At 67.9% G+C, this 17,882-nt stretch carries 15 protein-coding genes; 6 read left to right on the forward strand and 9 right to left on the reverse strand.

Features of this window, described 5'->3' with window-relative positions:
• The first annotated feature begins 72 nt into the window (after positions 1–72).
• The 3 genes from hemC to CFB34_RS28020 are packed head-to-tail and all read left to right on the forward strand — an operon-like array spanning position 73 to position 4,237.
• Positions 73–1,077, forward strand: a complete 1,005-nt coding sequence (gene hemC / locus CFB34_RS28010) for a hydroxymethylbilane synthase (protein WP_089440785.1) — start codon at positions 73–75, stop codon at positions 1,075–1,077.
• Positions 1,077–3,047, forward strand: a complete 1,971-nt coding sequence (gene hemDX / locus CFB34_RS28015) for a fused uroporphyrinogen-III synthase HemD/membrane protein HemX (protein ID WP_089440784.1) — start codon at positions 1,077–1,079, stop codon at positions 3,045–3,047. Before hemC ends, hemDX begins: the two co-directional genes overlap by 1 nt.
• A 2-nt stretch (positions 3,048–3,049) precedes the next feature.
• Positions 3,050–4,237, forward strand: a complete 1,188-nt coding sequence (locus CFB34_RS28020) for a heme biosynthesis protein HemY (protein ID WP_089440783.1) — start codon at positions 3,050–3,052, stop codon at positions 4,235–4,237.
• Between the two features lie 115 nt (positions 4,238–4,352).
• On the opposite strand, the gene CFB34_RS28025 is transcribed toward CFB34_RS28020, so the two are convergent.
• The 4 genes from CFB34_RS28025 to CFB34_RS28040 form a co-directional block, all read right to left on the reverse strand.
• Complete coding sequence (locus tag CFB34_RS28025; RefSeq protein ID WP_089440782.1) at positions 4,353–4,718, reverse strand: DUF4180 domain-containing protein; 366 nt, start codon at positions 4,716–4,718, stop codon at positions 4,353–4,355.
• Positions 4,719–4,736: 18 nt separating this feature from the next.
• Positions 4,737–6,041: an MFS transporter gene (locus CFB34_RS28030; RefSeq protein ID WP_089440781.1), complete on the reverse strand. Its 1,305-nt coding sequence runs from the start codon at positions 6,039–6,041 to the stop codon at positions 4,737–4,739.
• Positions 6,042–6,167: 126 nt separating this feature from the next.
• Positions 6,168–6,926 (reverse strand): SDR family oxidoreductase, encoded by a 759-nt coding sequence (locus CFB34_RS28035; RefSeq protein WP_069248588.1) that lies wholly within the window; start codon positions 6,924–6,926, stop codon positions 6,168–6,170.
• 92 nt (positions 6,927–7,018) lie between these two features.
• Complete coding sequence (locus tag CFB34_RS28040; protein WP_089440780.1) at positions 7,019–8,458, reverse strand: aldehyde dehydrogenase family protein; 1,440 nt, start codon at positions 8,456–8,458, stop codon at positions 7,019–7,021.
• 374 nt (positions 8,459–8,832) lie between these two features.
• Here CFB34_RS28040 and ppa point away from each other — a divergent pair, with 374 nt between their 5' ends.
• Positions 8,833–9,360 (forward strand): inorganic diphosphatase, encoded by a 528-nt coding sequence (gene ppa, locus CFB34_RS28045; protein ID WP_034178734.1) that lies wholly within the window; start codon positions 8,833–8,835, stop codon positions 9,358–9,360.
• 54 nt (positions 9,361–9,414) lie between these two features.
• Here ppa and CFB34_RS28050 read toward each other — a convergent pair whose 3' ends face one another.
• The 3 genes from CFB34_RS28050 to CFB34_RS28060 all read right to left on the reverse strand — a co-directional run bounded on the left by CFB34_RS28050 (position 9,415) and on the right by CFB34_RS28060 (position 12,802).
• Complete coding sequence (locus CFB34_RS28050) at positions 9,415–10,236, reverse strand: GIY-YIG nuclease family protein (protein WP_089440779.1); 822 nt, start codon at positions 10,234–10,236, stop codon at positions 9,415–9,417.
• Between the two features lie 49 nt (positions 10,237–10,285).
• Positions 10,286–11,320: an AraC family transcriptional regulator gene (locus CFB34_RS28055; protein WP_089440778.1), complete on the reverse strand. Its 1,035-nt coding sequence runs from the start codon at positions 11,318–11,320 to the stop codon at positions 10,286–10,288.
• A 303-nt stretch (positions 11,321–11,623) separates the two neighbouring features.
• Entirely contained in the window at positions 11,624–12,802 is a 1,179-nt protein-coding gene (locus CFB34_RS28060) for a GNAT family N-acetyltransferase (protein WP_089440777.1), read from the reverse strand.
• 110 nt (positions 12,803–12,912) lie between these two features.
• Here CFB34_RS28060 and CFB34_RS28065 point away from each other — a divergent pair, with 110 nt between their 5' ends.
• Together CFB34_RS28065 and CFB34_RS28070 are read left to right on the forward strand one after the other, a co-directional pair.
• On the forward strand, positions 12,913–14,619 hold the full coding sequence (locus CFB34_RS28065) for an NAD+ synthase (protein WP_089441316.1): 1,707 nt from the start codon (positions 12,913–12,915) through the stop codon (positions 14,617–14,619).
• An 83-nt stretch (positions 14,620–14,702) separates the two neighbouring features.
• Positions 14,703–15,041: a P-II family nitrogen regulator gene (locus CFB34_RS28070; RefSeq protein ID WP_006398637.1), complete on the forward strand. Its 339-nt coding sequence runs from the start codon at positions 14,703–14,705 to the stop codon at positions 15,039–15,041.
• Between the two features lie 181 nt (positions 15,042–15,222).
• Here the strand turns inward: CFB34_RS28070 and CFB34_RS28075 are convergent, their stop codons facing one another.
• Together CFB34_RS28075 and CFB34_RS28080 are read right to left on the reverse strand one after the other, a co-directional pair.
• The gene (locus tag CFB34_RS28075) at positions 15,223–16,302 is read right to left on the reverse strand and encodes a porin (RefSeq protein ID WP_071334967.1); all 1,080 of its coding nucleotides are present in this window, start codon (positions 16,300–16,302) and stop codon (positions 15,223–15,225) included.
• 562 nt (positions 16,303–16,864) lie between these two features.
• Complete coding sequence (locus CFB34_RS28080; protein ID WP_089441315.1) at positions 16,865–17,791, reverse strand: LysR family transcriptional regulator; 927 nt, start codon at positions 17,789–17,791, stop codon at positions 16,865–16,867.
• Positions 17,792–17,882: the final 91 nt, after the last annotated feature.

Raw genomic sequence — 17,882 nt, forward strand, 5'->3', positions numbered from 1 at the left:
CAGGCCCGGGCGGGCAGGGGCGTGCGTGCTACCATTGTTCGATCTTCAATCCCGTCCTTCGATGTTCCAGCAATGAATTCCGAGACCCCCGCGGCCGGGCCGCAACAGGCACAGTCGCCCGCGACGTTGACGATTGCTTCGCGCGAAAGCCGCCTGGCGATGTGGCAAGCCGAACATGTGAGTGATGCGCTGCGCAAATTATATCCAGCTTGTGACGTGAAAATCCTCGGGATGACGACGCGCGGCGACCAGATTCTCGATCGCACGCTGTCGAAAGTCGGCGGCAAGGGCCTGTTCGTGAAGGAACTGGAGGCCGCGCTGGCCGACGGCCGCGCCGATCTCGCCGTGCATTCGCTGAAGGACGTGCCGATGGCGCTGCCCGACGGCTTCTCGCTCGCCGCGATCATGGAACGCGAAGATCCGCGCGATGCATTCGTGTCGAACGACTACGCGTCGCTCGACGCGCTGCCGGCCGGCGCCGTGGTGGGCACGTCGAGCCTGCGCCGCGAGGCGATGCTGCGCTCGCGCTACCCGCACCTGGACGTGCTGCCGCTGCGCGGCAACCTCGACACGCGCCTCGCGAAGCTCGATCGCGGCGACTACGCGGCGATCATCCTCGCGGCCGCCGGCCTGAAGCGCCTCGGCCTCGAAGCGCGGATCCGCGCGCTGCTCGACGTCGAGGCGAGCCCGCCCGCCGCGGGCCAGGGCGCACTCGGCATCGAGATCGCATCGCACCGCGACGACGTCGCCGCATGGCTCGCACCGCTGCACGACCCGCAGACCGCGCTCGCGGTCGAGGCCGAGCGGATGGTGTCGCGCGCGCTCGGCGGCAGCTGCGAGGTGCCGCTCGCCGCGCACGCGGTGTGGCGCGCGGGCGAGCTGTACCTGACGGGCCGCGTGTCGACGACCGACGGCAAGCGCGTGCTGACGGCCGAGGAATGCGGGGCCGTCGTGACCGTCGCCGATGCGCTCGCGCTCGGCCGCGCCGTGTCCGACGAGCTCGAGGCGCAAGGTGCGCTCGACATCGTCCGGGCGCTGCTCGCGGGCTCGCAGGCCGCCGGCAAGGGCGACGCCTGATGGCGGGCGGCACGCGCGCGTTCACCGCTGTCCTGACGCGCCCGGACGGCCAGTCCGGCGCGCTGGCGTCGCAACTGGCCGAGGCCGGCTGCGACGTGCTCGAATTTCCGTTGATCGACATTGCGCCGGTCGACGATCCCGCACCGCTCGACGCGGCATTCGCGGCGCTCGCCGACTACGCGCTGGTGATTTTCGTTTCGCCGAACGCGATCGACCGCGCGCTCGCGCAGTACGGCGCGATCTGGCCGAACGCGCTGCCGGTCGGCGTGGTGGGGCCCGGCAGCGTCGCCGCGCTCGAGCGTCACGGTATCGCGGCGCCCGCGCATCGCGTGATCGCGCCGCAGGCACCGGCCGACGGTGGCGTACCTCACTACGATTCGGAAAGCCTGTTCGCGTGCATCGAGGCCGCGTTCGGGGGCGCGCAGGCGCTGGCGGGCAAGCGCGTGCTGATCGTGCGCGGCGACGGCGGTCGCGAATGGCTCGCCGAACGATTGCGCGAGGCTGGCGCGGACGTCACGCTCGTCGCCGCCTATCGGCGCGTCGTGCCCGAGCCGCGCGTCGGCGCGTGGGAGCGCGTGCATGCGCTGCTTCACGGCGAACCGCATGCGTGGCTCGTCACGAGCTCGGAAGGCGTGCGCAACCTGCACGAACTCGCGCGGGCGCACCTGAACGATGCCGAGATCCACGCGCTGAAGCACGCGCCGCTCGTGACGCCGCATCCGCGGATCGAGCAGACCGCGCGTTCATTGGGTTTTGATAGGATTACGCTGACCGGCGCGGGCGATGAGCGCATCGTCCGCGCGTTTCGAACGATGGCCGAGGAGGCCGTCCAACCGGCGACAGCCGCACCGGTGACTAAACGCATGACAGATACCAACGATTCCAAAAGCGTCGCTTCCCAGCCGGCCGCTGCATCCGCACCGCCGTCACGCCCCGCCTACATGGGCGCCGAACCGCCCGCGCGCCGCGGCGGCAGCGCGGTGCTGTGGTTCGTCGTCGTCGTGCTCGGCTGCGCGGCGGGCGTCGGCGGCTACGCGCTGAACCGCAAGATCGACCGGCTCGACGGCACGTTCGTCACGCGCCAGAAGGCGCTCGATGCGCAGACGGCCGAGACGCGCATGAAGACCGAGCAGGCGCTCGCGAGCACGCACCAGGTCGACACGCAGCTCGCGCAGCTCGACGGCAAGCTCGCCGACGCGCAGAGCGCGCAGCAGGCGCTGCAGCAGCAATACCAGGACCTGTCGCGCAACCGCGATGCGTGGATGCTCGAGGAGGTCGACCAGATGCTGTCGAGCGCGAGCCAGCAGCTTCAGCTGACCGGCAACACGCAGCTCGCGCTGATCGCGCTGCAGAACGCCGACGCGCGCCTCGCGACGTCGCAGAGCGCGCAGGCGGTCACGGTCCGCAAGGCGCTCGCGCTGGACATCGAGAAGCTGAAGGCCGCACCGGCGGCCGACCTCACCGGCCTCGCGATCAAGCTCGACGATGCGATCGCGAAGATCGACGCGCTGCCGCTGTCCGGCGAGGCGATCGTCCCGCACGAGGCGCCGAAGGCCGCGCCGGCCGACGCCGCGTCGTCGGCCGTGGCCGGCGAGCCGCGCTGGAAGGTGTGGTGGCATGACTTCTCGGCCGGCCTCGGCCAGCAGTTGAAGGGGCTCGTGCAGGTGCGCCGCATCGACAACGCGGACGCGATGCTCGCGTCGCCCGACCAGGGCTACTTCGTGCGCGAGAACGTGAAGCTGCGCCTCTTGACCGCCCGCCTGTCGCTGCTCGCGCGCAACGACAGCGCGATGAAGGCCGACCTGCACGCCGCACAGGCGTCGCTCGGGAAGTATTTCGACCAGGCATCGAAGGACACGCAGACCGTCGAGGATCTGCTCAAGCAGGTTGACGGCGCATCGCTGACGGTTGCGGTGCCGAACCTGAATACGAGCCTGAACGCCGTTCAGCAGTTCAAGAGCCGGGGGTAACGATGACGCTTCGAGGAATCGTCTGGCTCGCGGTCCTGTTCGCGATCGCCGCTGCGCTCGCCACCGTCGGCCGCTTCGACGCCGGGCAGGTGCTGCTCGTCTATCCGCCGTACCGGGTCGACGTGTCGCTGAACCTGTTCGTGATCGCCATCGTCGTGCTGTTCATCGTCGTGTATGCGCTGCTGCGCATCGTGCGCAACATCTGGCGCATGCCGCAGCGGGTCGCCGCGTATCGGGCGCGCTCGCGCAACGAGAAGGCACAGGCATCGCTGCGCGACGCGATCGCGAACCTGTACGCGGGCCGCTTCTCGCGTGCGGAGAAGGCCGCGCGTGAAGCGCTGTCGGTCGATGCGAACCTGGGCGCGGCGAGTCTCGTCGGGGCCACCGCCGCGCACCGGATGCACGAGTACACGCGCCGCGACGACTGGCTGTCGAAGGTCGACGCGCCGGAATGGCAGGATGCACGGCTGCTCGCCGCGGCCGACATGCGCGCGGATGCGCGTGATGCCGACGGCGCGCTTGCCGCGCTGGCCGACCTGCAGGCGGGCGGCAAGCGCATCCATGCGCAGCAGGTCGCGCTGCGCGCGCAGCAGCAGTTGAAGAACTGGGCCGAGGTGCTGAAGCTCGCGAAGGCGCTCGAGAAGCGCGAGGCGCTGCATCCGGCGGCGGCCGTGCGGCTGCGCCAGCAGGCCGCGGAAAACCTGCTGCGCGAACGCCGGCACGACCCGGACGCGCTGCTCGAGGTATGGCAGTCGCTGTCGCCGGTCGAGCGCCAGTCGCCGCGTCTCGCCGATCTCGCCGCAGAGCTGCTCGTGCCGCTCGAGCGTCGCAACGAAGCGCGCCGCATCGTCGAGGACGCGCTCGCGCACAACTGGGATGCGCGCCTGCTGCGCCGTTATCCGGATACGGCCGGCGCGGATGCGCTGCCGTTGATCCAGAAGGCGGAAGGGTGGAAGAAGGATCACCCGGAGGATGCCGACCTGCTGTTCGCGCTCGGTCGCCTGTGCCAGCAACAGCAGCTGTGGGGCAAGGCGCAGTCGTTCCTCGAATCGGCACTGAAGCTGGCCGACAACGAGGCGCTGAAGGTGCGTGCGCATCGCGCGCTCGCGCGGCTGTTCGAGCATCTCGGCGAAACCGACAAGGCTGCGAAGCATTACCGCGAAAGCGCGCTGGCGATTACCGTGGTCTGATGCCGGTCACTCGGGCCGCCTGCTGCAGGCGGCTCGTACACCCCGCGCAAAAAAGCCCCGAAGGCCTTTCCGGCATTCGGGGCTTTTTTTCGTCCGGGGGGGGCCGGACGACACGTCACGCGCCGAGCTTGCGCAGCAGGTCGTCCTCGCTGATGACGAACCACACCGATTGCCCGCGATTGGACTCGCGTACGAGCGCGCGAAGCGCTTCGCTGCGCGCGAGCCAGTGGTCGATATCACCGACCACGCCGAGCCGGACGCCGTAGTTGACGAGTTTCTGCAGCACGGCGCCCGCCAGCCCGCTTTCGAGCCGGTAGAAGTCGTCGTGCAGCGCGTCCGCGGGCACCGCGACCCAGTCGGCTTCATGTTCGTGCGCGAGCGCGACGAGGTCGAGCGCATCGCTTTCGCGCTGGACCAGGCCAGCGGCGGGGTCGGGGACCAGCACACGGTGGCCGGCCGCCTGGACGATTCGATGGTGCATGCGGGTGGGCTCCTTGCGTCACTTGTCGACCAGCCGCTTCGGCACCGACAGCGCCAGCAGCCCGCCGAGCACGAGGAACCCGGCGAGCATGTACATGCCCGAATCGTTGGCGCCTGTTGCCTGCTTGAGCCAGCCCATCATGTACGGGCTGAGGAAGCCGGCGAGGTTGCCGATCGAGTTGATCATCGCGATGCCGGCCGCGGCCGCCGTACCGCCGAGGAACGCGGTCGGCAGGCTCCAGAACAGCGGCAGCGTCGTCAGGATGCCGATCGTCGCGAGCGTGAGGCCGAGCATCGCGAGCGCGGTCTGGTGCGCCCAGATTACCGACAGCACGAGCCCGAGCGCGCCGATCGCGGCCGGAATCGCGACGTGCCAGCGGCGTTCGCGGTGCCGGTCCGCGCTGCGCGCGATCAGGATCATCGCGACCACCGCGGCCGCATACGGAATCGCCGACAGCAGGCCGATCGTGAACGTGTCGGTCACACCGGTGGCCTTGATGATGGTCGGCAGCCAGAAGCCGACCCCGTAGAGCCCCATCACGAACGAGAAGTAGATCAGCGCCATCAGCCACACGCGCGGGCTCGACATCACGGCGCCGAGCGGCGGGTCTTCCTTGGTGGCTTCTTCAGCAGCGACGTTGCGCGCGAGCAGCGCCTTTTCGTCGTCGGTCAGCCAGTTGGCCTTCTCGATCCGCTCGTCCAGCTTGAGGAACACGACCACGCCGACCAGCACCGACGGGATACCCTCGAGCAGGAACAGCCATTGCCAGCCGTGCCACCCGCTGATGCCGTCGAACGCCTTCAGGATGAAGCCCGAGAGCGGCCCGCCGATCACGCCGGACAACGCGACGGCGGTCATGAAGAACGTCGTCATCCGGCCGCGCCGGTGTGCGGGATACCAGTAGGTGAGGTAGAGGATCACGCCTGGGAAGAAGCCGGCCTCGGCGACGCCGAGCAGGAAGCGCATCACGTAGAACATCGCGGGCGTTGTGACGAACATCGTCAGGATCGAGATCACGCCCCACGTCGCCATGATCCGCGCGATCCACACGCGCGCGCCGACCTTGTGCAGGATGATGTTGCTCGGCACTTCGAAGAGGAAGTAGCCGAAGAAGAAGATCCCGGCGCCGAGCCCGTAGACGGTGTCGCTGAGGTTCAGGTCGCTCGCCATCTGCAGCTTCGCGAACCCGACGTTCACGCGGTCGAGATACGCGACCACGTAGCACAGCAGCAGGAGCGGCACGAGCCGCCACGACACCTTGCGGTAGGTTGTTTCCTCGAATGCGCCGGACGAGCCCGGCAGCGACTGCGTCGATGTTGCCATGTTGTCTCCTGTCCTTGTAGTTGGCCGGAAGGCGCTGCGGCACCCGATCCGGTTTCGTGCGAAGCAATGCGTGGATGTCGTGCCGGCCGGTGAACCCCGGCGCGGCGCGCGAACAGCCCGGTGCGGCTAGATGCAGCGTCCGCCGTCGACTTCGAGACAAACGCCCGTGATGAATTCAGCTTCGTCGGAGGCAAGGTAAAGCGCCGCGTTCGCGATGTCCTGCGGCGTCGAGAAGCGGCCGAGCGGGATCGTCGCGAGGAACCGGCTGCGGTTCTCGGGGGTATCCTCGCAGCCCATGAATTCGGTCATCAATGCCGTTTCGCCGAGCACGGGGTTGATGCAGTTCACGCGGATGCGGTCGGCGCCGAGTTCGGCCGCGAGCGACTTGCTTGCGGTGATCATCGCGCCCTTCGTGCTGTTGTACCAGACGAGGCCGGGGCGCGGCCGCACGCCGGCCGTCGACGCGACGTTCACGAACACGCCGCCGCCCTGTTCGCGAAAGTACGGCACGAAGGTCTGCACACACCAGAACAGGCTCTTCATGTTGACCGCGTACACGCGGTCGAATTCGGCTTCCGTCACGTCGAGCACCGGCTTGTTGCGGTGCGTGGTGCCCGCATTGTTCACGACGATCTGCACTGCGTGGAAATCGTCGAGCGCGGCCTGCAGCAGCGCGTGCCAGTCGTCCTGCCTCGACACGTCGCCGGCCACCGCGATGGCCTTGCCGCCCGCGAGCGCGATCTCGCTCGCGACGCGCTCGGCTGCCGCGCCGTTCAGGTCGTTGACGACGACGTTTGCGCCTTCGCGCGCATAGGTCTTCGCGATGCCTTCGCCGAACCCCGAGCCGCCGCCCGTGACGATTGCCGTCTTGCCGCTCAACCGCATGGTGTGTCTCCTGTGCTGGATATGAGTGTCGTCGTGCTTCGGCACGCGGCCGGGCGCTGCCGGCCGCGTGCCACGTACTGCCTGCGGCGCGGTCAGCCGTGCCGGATCGCGATCGTCTTCAGCGTGGTGAAGCCGTACAGTGCCTCGAAGCCTTTCTCGCGGCCATGCCCCGAGTGGCCGACGCCGCCGAACGGCAGCTCGACGCCGCCGCCCGCGCCGTAGTTGTTGATGAACACCTGGCCCGCCCGCAGGCGCCGCGCAAGACGCATCTGGCGCGCGCCGTCGCGCGTCCAGATGCCCGCGACGAGGCCGTACGGCGTGCCGTTCGCCAGCGCGACGGCTTCGTCCTCGTCGACGAAACGCATCGCGGCGAGCACGGGGCCGAACACTTCCTCCTGCGCGAGCCGGTGCGACGGCGGCACGTCGCGCAACAGCGCGGGCGCCTGGTAGAAGCCGCTTTCGGGTGCGTCGGCGACGACCTGCCCGTGCGCGGCCATCGGAATGCCGTCGTGCTGCGCGTCGGACAGGAAATCCCACACGCGCTGCTGCTGTTTCGCGTTGATCAGCGGGCCGCAGTCGAGGTCGGCGCGGCTCGGGCCGACGCGCAGCTCGTTGAACGCGGTGGCGAGCCGCTCGACGAGCGGCTCGTACACCGCACGCTCGATCAGCACGCGGCTGCCGGCCGAGCAGGTCTGCCCGCCGTTCTGCACGATCGCGGACACGAGCACGGGCAGCGCCGCTTCGAGATCGGCGTCGGCGAACACGATCTGCGGCGACTTGCCGCCGAGTTCGAGCGTGACGGGGACGTGGTTCTCGGCCGCCATCTGTGTGACCAGCTTGCCGGTGGCCGGCGATCCCGTGAACGAGATGTGGTCGATGCCGGGATGGCGTGCGAGCGCGGCGCCGGCTTCATGGCCGTAGCCGGTGACGATGTTCAGCGCACCGGCCGGCAACCCGGCCTCGACGGCCAGCTCGGCGACGCGCAGCAACGACAGGCACGCATCCTCGGCAGGCTTGACGACGCAGGCGTTGCCGGCCGCGAGCGCGGCGCCGACGCTGCGCCCGAAGATCTGCATCGGGTAGTTCCACGGCACGATGTGGCCCGTGACGCCGTGCGGCTCGCGCACCGTCAGCACCGTGTAGCCGGCTTGATAGGGGAGGGTTTCGCCGTGCAGCTTGTCGGCGGCGCCTGCGTAGAACTCGAAGTAGCGCGCGAGCGCGGCTGCGTCGGCGCGTGCCTGTTTCAGCGGCTTGCCGGTGTCGCGCGCTTCGATCGCGGCGAGTTCCTCGATCGAGGCGGCGGCACGCGCCGACAGCCGCATCAGTACGCGGCCGCGCTCGGCGGCGCTGGCGGCGCCCCACGGGCCTGCGAATGCGTCGCGGGCCGCGGCGACCGCGCGCTCGATGTCGGGCGCCGTGCCGCGGGCGATCGACGCGAACGGCTGGCCGTCGGACGGATCGACGACCGCGATGGTTTCCAGTTGCGCGGGTAACGTCCATTCGCCCGCGATGAAGTGCTTCGCCTCTTCCATGCCAACTCCTGTCGACCCGAGTTAGCGCTTTAGCGCTTACTCGGGTCCCATGCTTCGCGGTCGACCCCGAGTTGGCGCTTTAGCGCTCACCCGAGCCCCATGCTTCGCGTTCGACCCCGAGTTGGCGCTTTAGCGCTCACCCGAGCCCCATGCTTCGCGTTCGACCGGCGACAGCGCCTCAACCACCGACACCGATTCCACGTACCACGGCCGATGATTCAACGGCCGGGCATCCGGAACGATTATCGGCCGATCGTCATCCGGACGCCACCGGTCGATTGGCTATAATGGCGCATTCCCTTGCGGGACGCCTGCGGCGATGCATCGGCCGCGGCGCCCTGTCCCGAATTCCCATCGACCTACAGAGAGTGCTCATGAGCTTCAATCATGTTCCGGCCGGCAAGGACCTGCCGCAAGATTTCAACGTGATCATCGAGATTCCCGCGCAAAGCGATCCGGTGAAGTACGAGGCGGACAAGGAACTGGGCCTTCTCGTCGTCGACCGCTTCATCGGCACGGGCATGCGCTATCCGGTGAACTACGGCTACATCCCGCAGACGCTGTCGGGCGACGGCGATCCGGTCGACGTGCTCGTGATCACGCCGTTCCCGCTGCTGGCAGGCTCGATCGTGCGCTCGCGCGTGCTCGGCATGCTGCAGATGACCGACGAGTCGGGCGTCGACGCGAAGCTGGTCGCCGTGCCGCACGACAAGATCTGCCCGATGACGGCAAACCTGAAGTCGATCGACGACGTGCCCGAGTACCTGAAGGACCAGATCAAGCATTTCTTCGAGCAATACAAGGCGCTCGAGAAGGGCAAGTGGGTGAAGGTCGAAGGCTGGGCCGGCATCGAAGCCGCGCACAAGGAAATCACCGACGGCGCAGCGAACTACAAGAAGTAAGCGGCGTACCGGCCGACGGCCGGTTCGTGCGAAACGCCAACCGCGCGTGTCTCCTCAGGAGGCCGCGCGGTTTTGCTTTGTGCGTTGGGGGCGTTTGCGTACGACGGCGGGTACGGCCGCAGGCGACGGGGCGGTGGACGGCGCGTCCTTCGCGCGCTTCGCGCGGCGAGCGGTAGCGGGAGCCGCCGGCGCTTCGGCGGCTTGGGCAGCGGCCGCGCGGCGGCGACCCGATGCGGCGGCATCTTCGCGTCCGTTCGTGCTGAGTTTGCCGCTGGCTGCAGGCGCCTTTGCTTTCGACGAAGCGGGTGCGGCCGGCTTGTCCTTTTTTACCGGTGTGTCGCGCGACGAAGTCTTTTTTGCGACCCCATCGCTTTCGGGCTTCTTGCGCTTTGCGACCGGGGCGGCTTTTGTCGCCGTGGGAGCCTTGGGGGCTTTGGCTTCTGCAGGCTTGTCGACCTTTTCGGCTTTCCCGGCCTTTCCGGGCTTCTTCGGGCTTTTGCCCGTCTTGACCGACTGTTCCGCACGATCGACGTTCTTCGCCTGCTTCCGCCCGCGCGCACCGGCCTTCAACCCGGCCGTATCACCGCTCGCGTCGACAGCCACGACGGCCGGCAGCACCGACTCCAGCGTTCGCAACCCGGCCGCCAGCTCCCGCTTCTGCGCCGCCGTGAGCTGCTTCACCCAGTACTCGGCGCGCGACGCGCTCGACCGGTCGGGCAGTGGAAACGACGCGAGCACCGCACGCGGCTTGCGCGAGCGCGTATAGCGCGCGCCCTTGCCGGATGCGTGCTCGTCGAAGCGCGCGGCCACGTCGGTCGTGATGCCCGTATAGACGCTGTCGTCGGCGCATTCGATCAGATACAGAAACCAGGACATGGCAGGGCGGCAGGATGCGAAGCCGCCAGTGTCTCAGAAAAAGCGCCCGTCAACGCCACCGCTCGCCGTGCCCGTCGCGAAAGCGGCTCGGCGCCGCGCCGAGTTCGCGCGTGAAGAAGCGCGTGAACGCGCTCGTCGAACGGAAGCCGACCCGTGCGCCGATCTCCCCGATCGGCAGTTGCGTATTCAGCAGCAGGTCGCGCGCTTCACCGAGCCGCGCCTGCGCGACGAGCGCATGAAACCCGACCGCTTCGCGGTGCAGCCGCCGGCGCAGTGTCCAGCGCGACATCGCGAAGCGCGTGCAGACGTGCTCCATCAGTGTGTCGGACGGCACGTCGGCGTCGTCGGACGTGCGCAGCCAGTCGCGCACGCATTGCTCGACCGACGCGCCGAACGTCGAGCGGGCGCGCACGCGCTCGCGCGCGGCGTCGGCCGCATGACGCTGGATGTCCGCGAGCGGCGCGTTGTAGCACTCGAACGGCGTGTCGAAGCGCGCGGAGCGCAGCACGACGCGGTTGCATGCGGCATCGAACGACACCGTCGCGCCGAGGAGGTCGCGCAGCGCGGCCGTCGGCGCGAACGCGCGGCCCGCGAACGCGGCTTCGTCGATCCGCACGTGCGGATCGTACAGGCGCGCGAGCGCGACGAGGATCGCGAAATTCGCGAACGCGCTGCTGGCGGCCCGGCCGTCACCCTCGTTCACGTACTCGAGTGCGATCGCGTCGCCGGTTTCATGCGCGAAAAGCCAGTCGACGTTGCCGATCAGTTCGCGGTAGCGCAGGTAGCCGTGCAGCGCGTCGCGCAGCGTCGCGGCGTTGCAGGTGATGCCCGCGAGCTCGGGGAACGGCGCGAGCCACGGCACGACCTGTGGCGGCGGCCGATGCCAGGACAACGGCCAGTCGCTCATCAGCCGCATCGCGGCGACGTGCCGATCGCCGGGGATGCGCCGCGCGTCGTCGGCGAGATCGGCCGCGCCGATGCCGAGCGTCGCATACAGCGGCGCGACGTCGAAGCCGTTGCGGCGCATGTCGTCGAGCGCCTGTCGGTAGACCCGGACGGATACCGATTTCTGTCGTAACTCCATGTCTCTCTCCATGACCTTCGGGTTGCCCCCGCTGCGAGAGGTCAGGTACCGCTCCTGCCGGTCAAGCATGGTGACCGGTCGATTTTTTTGAACTGGGACGCTGGAGTGGGATGACAAGTACAACAGATCGATTCAGTCGGATCAATGAAAACTTCGCTGTTCCCCCGTTCGGCGATTGCGTCCGCGTGGGCGATCGAGGCGTGGCCGACGACGGTGACGCGCGTCGCGCACCGGGCCGAAGGCGCCGTGCGGCATGCGGCGAAGCCGGCCGTGACTTCGTCGCATGCCGGGCCCTTGATGACGTTACGCGCCGCTGCGCCGGAACGGATCGTGTTCGCGCAGTTCGTCGACGTATGCGTGGATATGCTCGGTCTCGCGTTCGAGAAAGCGTGCGACCGCGTCCGAGAACGCCGGGTGCGCGAGCCAGTGCGCGGAGTGCGTGACGGTCGGCAGGAAGCCGCGCGCGAGCTTGTGTTCGCCCTGTGCGCCGCCTTCGAACGTATCGAGTCCGGCCTCGATGCAGAATTCGAGCAACTGGTAGTAGGCCGTTTCGAAATGCAGGCAGGGCACGTGTTCGAGCGCGCCCCAATAGCGGCCATACAGCGTGCCGCCGCCGTTTTCGCCGCGCCGGTAGACGGCGAGCGCACTCGCGATCGGCCGACCGTCGGCTTCCGCGATCACGAGCAGCAGGTTCTCGGGCATCGTTGCGCCGATCGTGCGGAAGAAGTCGAGATTCAGGTACGGGCTCGAATAGTGTTCGCGATAGGTCTGCCGATAGCAGCGCGAGAAGAAGCGCCAGTCGGCGTCGGTGATCTGGTCGCCGGTGAGCCGCCGGAACGTCACGCCCGCGTCGTGCACCTTGCGCCGCTCCGCGCGGATGTTCTTGCGCTTCTTCTGCTCGAGCGTGCCGAGGAAATCGTCGAAGTGGCGGTAGCCGTCGTTGATCCAGTGGAACTGCACGCCTTCGCGCAGCATCATCCCCATCGATTCGAGCAGCGCCGCTTCGTCGCCGGTCGGGAACAGCACGTGCAGCGACGACACGTCGCTCTGCTCGGCGAACGCGAGCAGCGTGGCCGCGAGTCGGCGGCGCGCGTCGTCGTCGGCCGCGAGCAGGCGCGTGCCCTGCACGGGCGTGAACGGCACCGCGCACAGCAGCTTCGGGTAGTAGGGCAGGTCGTTGCGCTGATACGCATCGGCCCAGGCCCAGTCGAACACGTATTCGCCGTACGAATGCTGTTTCGCGTAGACGGGCGCGGCGGCCGCGAGGCGGCCGGTGCGCTCGTCGGTCAGCGTGACGAAGTGCGGCGACCAGCCGGTATCGTCGACCGCGCAGCGCGCGACGTGCAGCGCGTCGAGGAATTCGTGGCGCAGGAAGGGCGTCGGCTGCGCGTCGCGGGCGAGCAGCGCGTTCCATTCTGCGGCCGGCACCTCCGCCGGGGACGACAGGATGCCCGTGCGATAATCGATGCGTTCGTGTTTCAAGCGTGAATCCGTACCGTTCTGTGTCGCCGGATGCGCGGGCCTGCATGGCCTGCACCGGGACGATTTCGTCAGCCGTTCAGGGCGCGCCGCCGGGCTGCGCCGATCCCGCCATGAAGACCCGACTCGCTCTCGCCCAGATCAACGTCACCGTCGGCGACTTCGCCGGCAACGTCGCGCGAATCGTCGCGGCCGCCCGCGCCGCGCACAACGATGGTGCGCAGCTGATGGTCGCGCCGGAACTCGCGCTGTCCGGCTATCCGCCGGAAGACCTGCTGCTGCGGCCCGCGTTCTACGCGGCGGCGGCTGCGGCACTCGACGCGCTCGCCGACGCGCTGAAGGCATTCGACGGGCTCGCGGTGCTGGTCGGCCATCCGCTGCGCGGCGCGGGCAAAGGCGCGCATGCGTCAGCCGTCGATGGTAATGCAAACCGCCCGATCGAGCGCGGCGTGCCGCCCACCGATACCTACAACGCGGTTTCCCTGATCGTCGGCGGCGAGATCGTCGGCACCTACCGCAAGCAGGATCTGCCGAACGCCGAGGTGTTCGACGAAAAGCGCTATTTCGCGACCGACGCCGAGCCGCTCGTGTTCGAGCTGAACGGCGTGAAATACGGCGTGATCATCTGCGAGGATGCGTGGCACGCGTCGGCCGCGCAGATCGCGAAGGCGGCGGGCGCGCAGGTGCTGCTGATCCCGAACGGCTCGCCGTACCACATGAACAAGGAAGCGGTGCGCATCGACATCCTGCGCGCGCGGATCCGCGAAACCGGGCTGCCGATGGTGTACGTGAATCTCGTCGGCGGCCAGGACGAGCTCGTGTTCGACGGCGGCTCGTTCGTGCTCGACGCGCAGGGCGCGCTCGTCGCGAAGATGCCGCAGTTCGTCGAAGGGCACGCGATCGTCGAATTCGACGGCGCGCGGCCGTTGCCGGGCGCGATCGCGCCCGAGCTGTCGACGCACGCGCAGGTGTATCGCGCGCTCGTGCTCGGCGTGCGCGACTACATCGGCAAGAACGGGTTTCCGGGCGTGCTGATCGGGCTGTCGGGCGGCGTCGATTCGGCGCTGGTGCTGGCCGTCGCCTGCGATGCGCTCGGGCCCGAGCGCGTGCGCGCGGTGATGATGCCGTCGCGCTTCACGGCCGACATCTCGACCACCGATGCGGCGGAGATGGCGCGGCGCGTCGGCGTGCGCTACGACGAGATCGCGATCGCGCCGATGTTCGATGCGTTCCGCGCATCGCTCGCGGGCGAGTTCGCGGGCCGCGCGGAAGACGCGACGGAGGAGAACATCCAGGCGCGCATTCGCGGTACGTTGCTGATGGCACTGTCGAACAAGTTCGGCTCGATCGTGCTGACGACCGGCAACAAGAGCGAGATGGCGGTCGGCTACTGCACGCTGTACGGCGACATGGCCGGCGGGTTCGCGGTGATCAAGGACATCGCGAAGACGCTCGTGTACCGGCTGTGCCGCTATCGCAACGAAACGGCCGACTACCCGCTGCGCGACGTGATCCCCGAGCGGATCCTCACGCGCGCGCCGTCGGCCGAGCTGCGCGAGAACCAGACCGATCAGGACAGCCTGCCGCCGTACGACGTGCTCGACGCGATCATGCGGATGTACATGGAAGAGGACCGGCCGCTCGCCGAGATCGTCGCGGCCGGTTATGCGCAGGCCGACGTCGAACGCGTGACGCGGCTCATCAAGATCAACGAATACAAGCGCCGCCAGGCGCCGATCGGCATTCGCGTCACGCATCGCGCGTTCGGGCGCGACTGGCGCTACCCGATCACGTCACGGTTTACCGAACGTCTCGATTGAGCGGTGCTGGGCCGCGTGCGGCCCGCAGGCTTACAATCGGGGTCGCGATTTTGCATCCAAACGAGCATTGGGGGACAACCACCATGAAACGCATCACTGCCATCATCAAGCCGTTCAAGCTGGACGAAGTCCGCGAAGCGCTCGCCGAAGTAGGTCTCACGGGCCTGACCGTGACGGAAGTGAAGGGCTTCGGCCGCCAGAAGGGCCATACCGAGCTGTATCGCGGCGCCGAATACGTCGTCGACTTCCTGCCGAAGATGAAAATCGAGGTGGTCGTCGCGGAAGCGCAGGTCGACCAGGTGATCGACGCGGTGATCGGCGCGGCCCGCACCGGCAAGATCGGCGACGGCAAGATCTTCGTGTCGGACGTCGAGCGCGTGATCCGCATCCGCACCGGCGAAGAGAACGAAGCGGCCGTCTGAGCGCCGCGTCCGCGCCATTTGATCGCTTCCCGGCCGCTTCGGCCGATCGGGCCACGGGTCGCAAGAACCCGTCGCCCAAGAAAAAACGGTGCGGATACCCGGTTGGGTACCGCACCGATACGCGCCTCTCGCAGCAGCGTGGAAAACGTCGTTGAATCGATTCTTTGAGAACGGCGCCTGATCAGAACAGGTGCTGGATACCGGCGTAGACGCCGGTCTGGCTGCCGCCCGGATGCGGGTTGCCGGTCGACACGGCGGTGCCTGCACCGTTCGCGTTCAGACCGAAGTTGGCCGACGAGCTGTTGCGCACCGTCGCGGCCTGCAGGTCGAACAGCGTGCGCTTCGAGATGTTGTACGAACCGCCGATCGTGTAGATGTTCGCGTTGCCGCCGCCGTGGTTCGCGTTCACGTGATACACGGCCGCGATCAGCGCCGCTGCCGGCGTTGCCTGCCACGTCACGCCGCCCCAGACCTGCTGGGTGCCCGTCACGCCGGCGTTCACTGCCGGGCCGCCGCTGCCGTCCGCGCGCGATGCCTGGTAGGCCGCTTGCACCTTGAACTGACCGAGGAACACGTTCACGCCCGCGAAGTATTCACGCGAGTAGTTGAACACGTCCGAGAAGCGGCCGTTGCTGTCGCGGGTTTCGTCGTAGATGCCGCGCAACTGGAACAGCGAGTTCGTGTAGGTGACCTGACCGCCCATTGCACGGCCCGGTTGGCCGGCCGTCGTGTTGCCGTTGAAGCTGGTCGAGTTCGAGAACGAGAACTGGCCGTAGAAGTCGAGGCCGTAGAGCGACGGCGACTGGTACGACACGTTGTTGCTGGTCTTGTTCCAGTTGCGGCCGCGCACCAGCGAGGCCGTCGACCAGGCCGACTGGCCGAACGGGTCGAAGTCCCACACGCCGTTGGCGATCGCGAGCTCGCGACCCAACAGCAGCGTACCGTAGCGGTCGTTCGAGATACCGACGGTCGCGAAACGATCCCAGATCGAGCCGCTGAAGCCGCCCGTCATCGTGTTGAACGCGCCTTCGAGGTGGAACAGGACCTTGTTGCCGCCACCGATGTCCTCGGTGCCCTTCAAGCCCCAGAGGCTGGTGCCCCAGTCGCCGCTTTCCGCGCGCACTTGGTGGCCGTTTTGCAGGCCGTTCAGGTACTCGATGCCGGCATCCAGGCGGCCATACAGCGTGACGCTGCTCTGCGCGTGCGCCGTCACCACCCCAGCAGCCATCAGCGCGGCCGCGACCAAAGCTTTCTTCATCATCTCCTCCATACCCTGTCAAAAAGTCAACCCAGACTGCACGAGATGCCCGGAGCGCGAGCGCCGGGCAAAAGCGGGATAACCAGGGAGACCTCGTGCAGGGCCGGTAAGCGCGGCACGCGGGCAAGCGGACGGAAAACCGTTGAGCGTTCCCGCGCAGCCGGGTCGGCCTGCGGGGTCTCCTTGTAGTGTCGTGAAGCTAAACTACATTTCACGAACTTCGTTTTGCTACTTTGGTTACTAATTTAGCAAAAATACAATTTTGTGGCGATGGAAATCGTTGTTTGACTAACACGTGTCGCCAAATTGCCATGCAACACGGTGGGCAACGGGGGTGCCAAGGGTTTGCAATTAACGGAAAACCCTTGTCCCACAAGGGAGACACGAGTTTTGCAAACGGGGGTCAAGGATTGCCACTATTGACGCTGCGGGGGCGCAGGCGTAAGCGTCAACGACGAGAAACTGGTAAGTATTTCGTAATGAATGGGCGGCTGCCGGACAGGGCCGGCGATTGCCTGAAACGCTTGTCCGGCAACGCGCAGCGCGGTGTACCGACATACCTTGGTCAGGCAGCGGCGGGCCGCGCGCCGAGCAACTGCGCGCGAATCCAGCGGTGCGCATCGGTGCGCGCATGCTTTGCGTGCGAATAGACCTTCACGGTGTAGCGCGGGATCTCGAACGGCGCCGGAAAGAGGCGGATCGGCGCTGCGTGCCGCAGCGCCTGCGCGGCGCGATTGGGCACGGTCATCAGCAGCGCCGATTCCGCGATCACGAACGGCGCGGCCAGCACCGTCGGCAACTGCACGGCGACCTGCCGCGCGAGGCCGAGCCGGTCGAGCACATGGTCGACGACGCCGCGCGACTCGTTCCACGGCGTGACGACCACGTGGCGTGCCGCGAGGTACTGGTCGAGCGTCAGCCGCCGGCGAATCTCCGGATGCGTGGCGCTCGCGATCACGACGTAGTCGTCGGAGAACCAGTCGAAATCCTCGATGCCCGGCGCGTCGGCCGCCGATTCCTCGTGGTAGCCGAGCGCGAAATCGATGCGGCCGGCCGCGAGTTCGTCGACGGAGATCTTCCGGTCGGAATGCACGACGCGGATCCGCAATTGCGGCGCGACATGCTGGATGCGGGCGAGAAACGCCGGCAGCACGGCGAATGCCGTGTAGTCGGTCGCCGCGAACACGAACGTGCGGTCGCTTTGCGCGGGATCGAAGCGGCGTGCGCGGGCGAGCCCCTTCGACATCGTGTCGAGGGCGTCGCCGGCCCAGGTGGCGATGTCGTCGGCGCGCACGGTCGGCTGCATCTCGTTGCCGAGGCGCACGAACAGCGCGTCGCCGATCGTGTCGCGCAGGCGCGCGAGCGCGTGGCTCAATGCGGACGGGCTCAACGCGAGCTCGTGCGCGGCTGCGGCGACGGACCGGTGGCGGTACAGCGCATCGAACACGAGCAGCAGGTTCAGGTCGAGGCGGCGCAGATCGGGATGCATCATGTTCAGGTCCGGATGAAGAAACTGCACTTCCTGCAGGGGTTGCATGAACGTAGCATGACGTTCTGATGGGTGCCAGCGCGGCTGCGCGGCA

The sequence above is a fragment of the Burkholderia sp. HI4860 genome, from assembly GCF_002223045.2.
Lineage (GTDB): Bacteria > Pseudomonadota > Gammaproteobacteria > Burkholderiales > Burkholderiaceae > Burkholderia.

Coding starts and splice junctions, on each gene's coding strand:
- hemC (WP_089440785.1), top strand. CDS start 73: ATGAATTCCGAGACCCCCGCGGCCGGGCCGCAACAGGCACAGTCGCCC.
- hemDX (WP_089440784.1), top strand. CDS start 1,077: ATGGCGGGCGGCACGCGCGCGTTCACCGCTGTCCTGACGCGCCCGGAC.
- CFB34_RS28020 (WP_089440783.1), top strand. CDS start 3,050: ATGACGCTTCGAGGAATCGTCTGGCTCGCGGTCCTGTTCGCGATCGCC.
- CFB34_RS28025 (WP_089440782.1), bottom strand. CDS start 4,718: ATGCACCATCGAATCGTCCAGGCGGCCGGCCACCGTGTGCTGGTCCCC.
- CFB34_RS28030 (WP_089440781.1), bottom strand. CDS start 6,041: ATGGCAACATCGACGCAGTCGCTGCCGGGCTCGTCCGGCGCATTCGAG.
- CFB34_RS28035 (WP_069248588.1), bottom strand. CDS start 6,926: ATGCGGTTGAGCGGCAAGACGGCAATCGTCACGGGCGGCGGCTCGGGG.
- CFB34_RS28040 (WP_089440780.1), bottom strand. CDS start 8,458: ATGGAAGAGGCGAAGCACTTCATCGCGGGCGAATGGACGTTACCCGCG.
- ppa (WP_034178734.1), top strand. CDS start 8,833: ATGAGCTTCAATCATGTTCCGGCCGGCAAGGACCTGCCGCAAGATTTC.
- CFB34_RS28050 (WP_089440779.1), bottom strand. CDS start 10,236: ATGTCCTGGTTTCTGTATCTGATCGAATGCGCCGACGACAGCGTCTAT.
- CFB34_RS28055 (WP_089440778.1), bottom strand. CDS start 11,320: ATGGAGTTACGACAGAAATCGGTATCCGTCCGGGTCTACCGACAGGCG.
- CFB34_RS28065 (WP_089441316.1), top strand. CDS start 12,913: ATGAAGACCCGACTCGCTCTCGCCCAGATCAACGTCACCGTCGGCGAC.
- CFB34_RS28070 (WP_006398637.1), top strand. CDS start 14,703: ATGAAACGCATCACTGCCATCATCAAGCCGTTCAAGCTGGACGAAGTC.
- CFB34_RS28075 (WP_071334967.1), bottom strand. CDS start 16,302: ATGATGAAGAAAGCTTTGGTCGCGGCCGCGCTGATGGCTGCTGGGGTG.
- CFB34_RS28080 (WP_089441315.1), bottom strand. CDS start 17,791: ATGATGCATCCCGATCTGCGCCGCCTCGACCTGAACCTGCTGCTCGTG.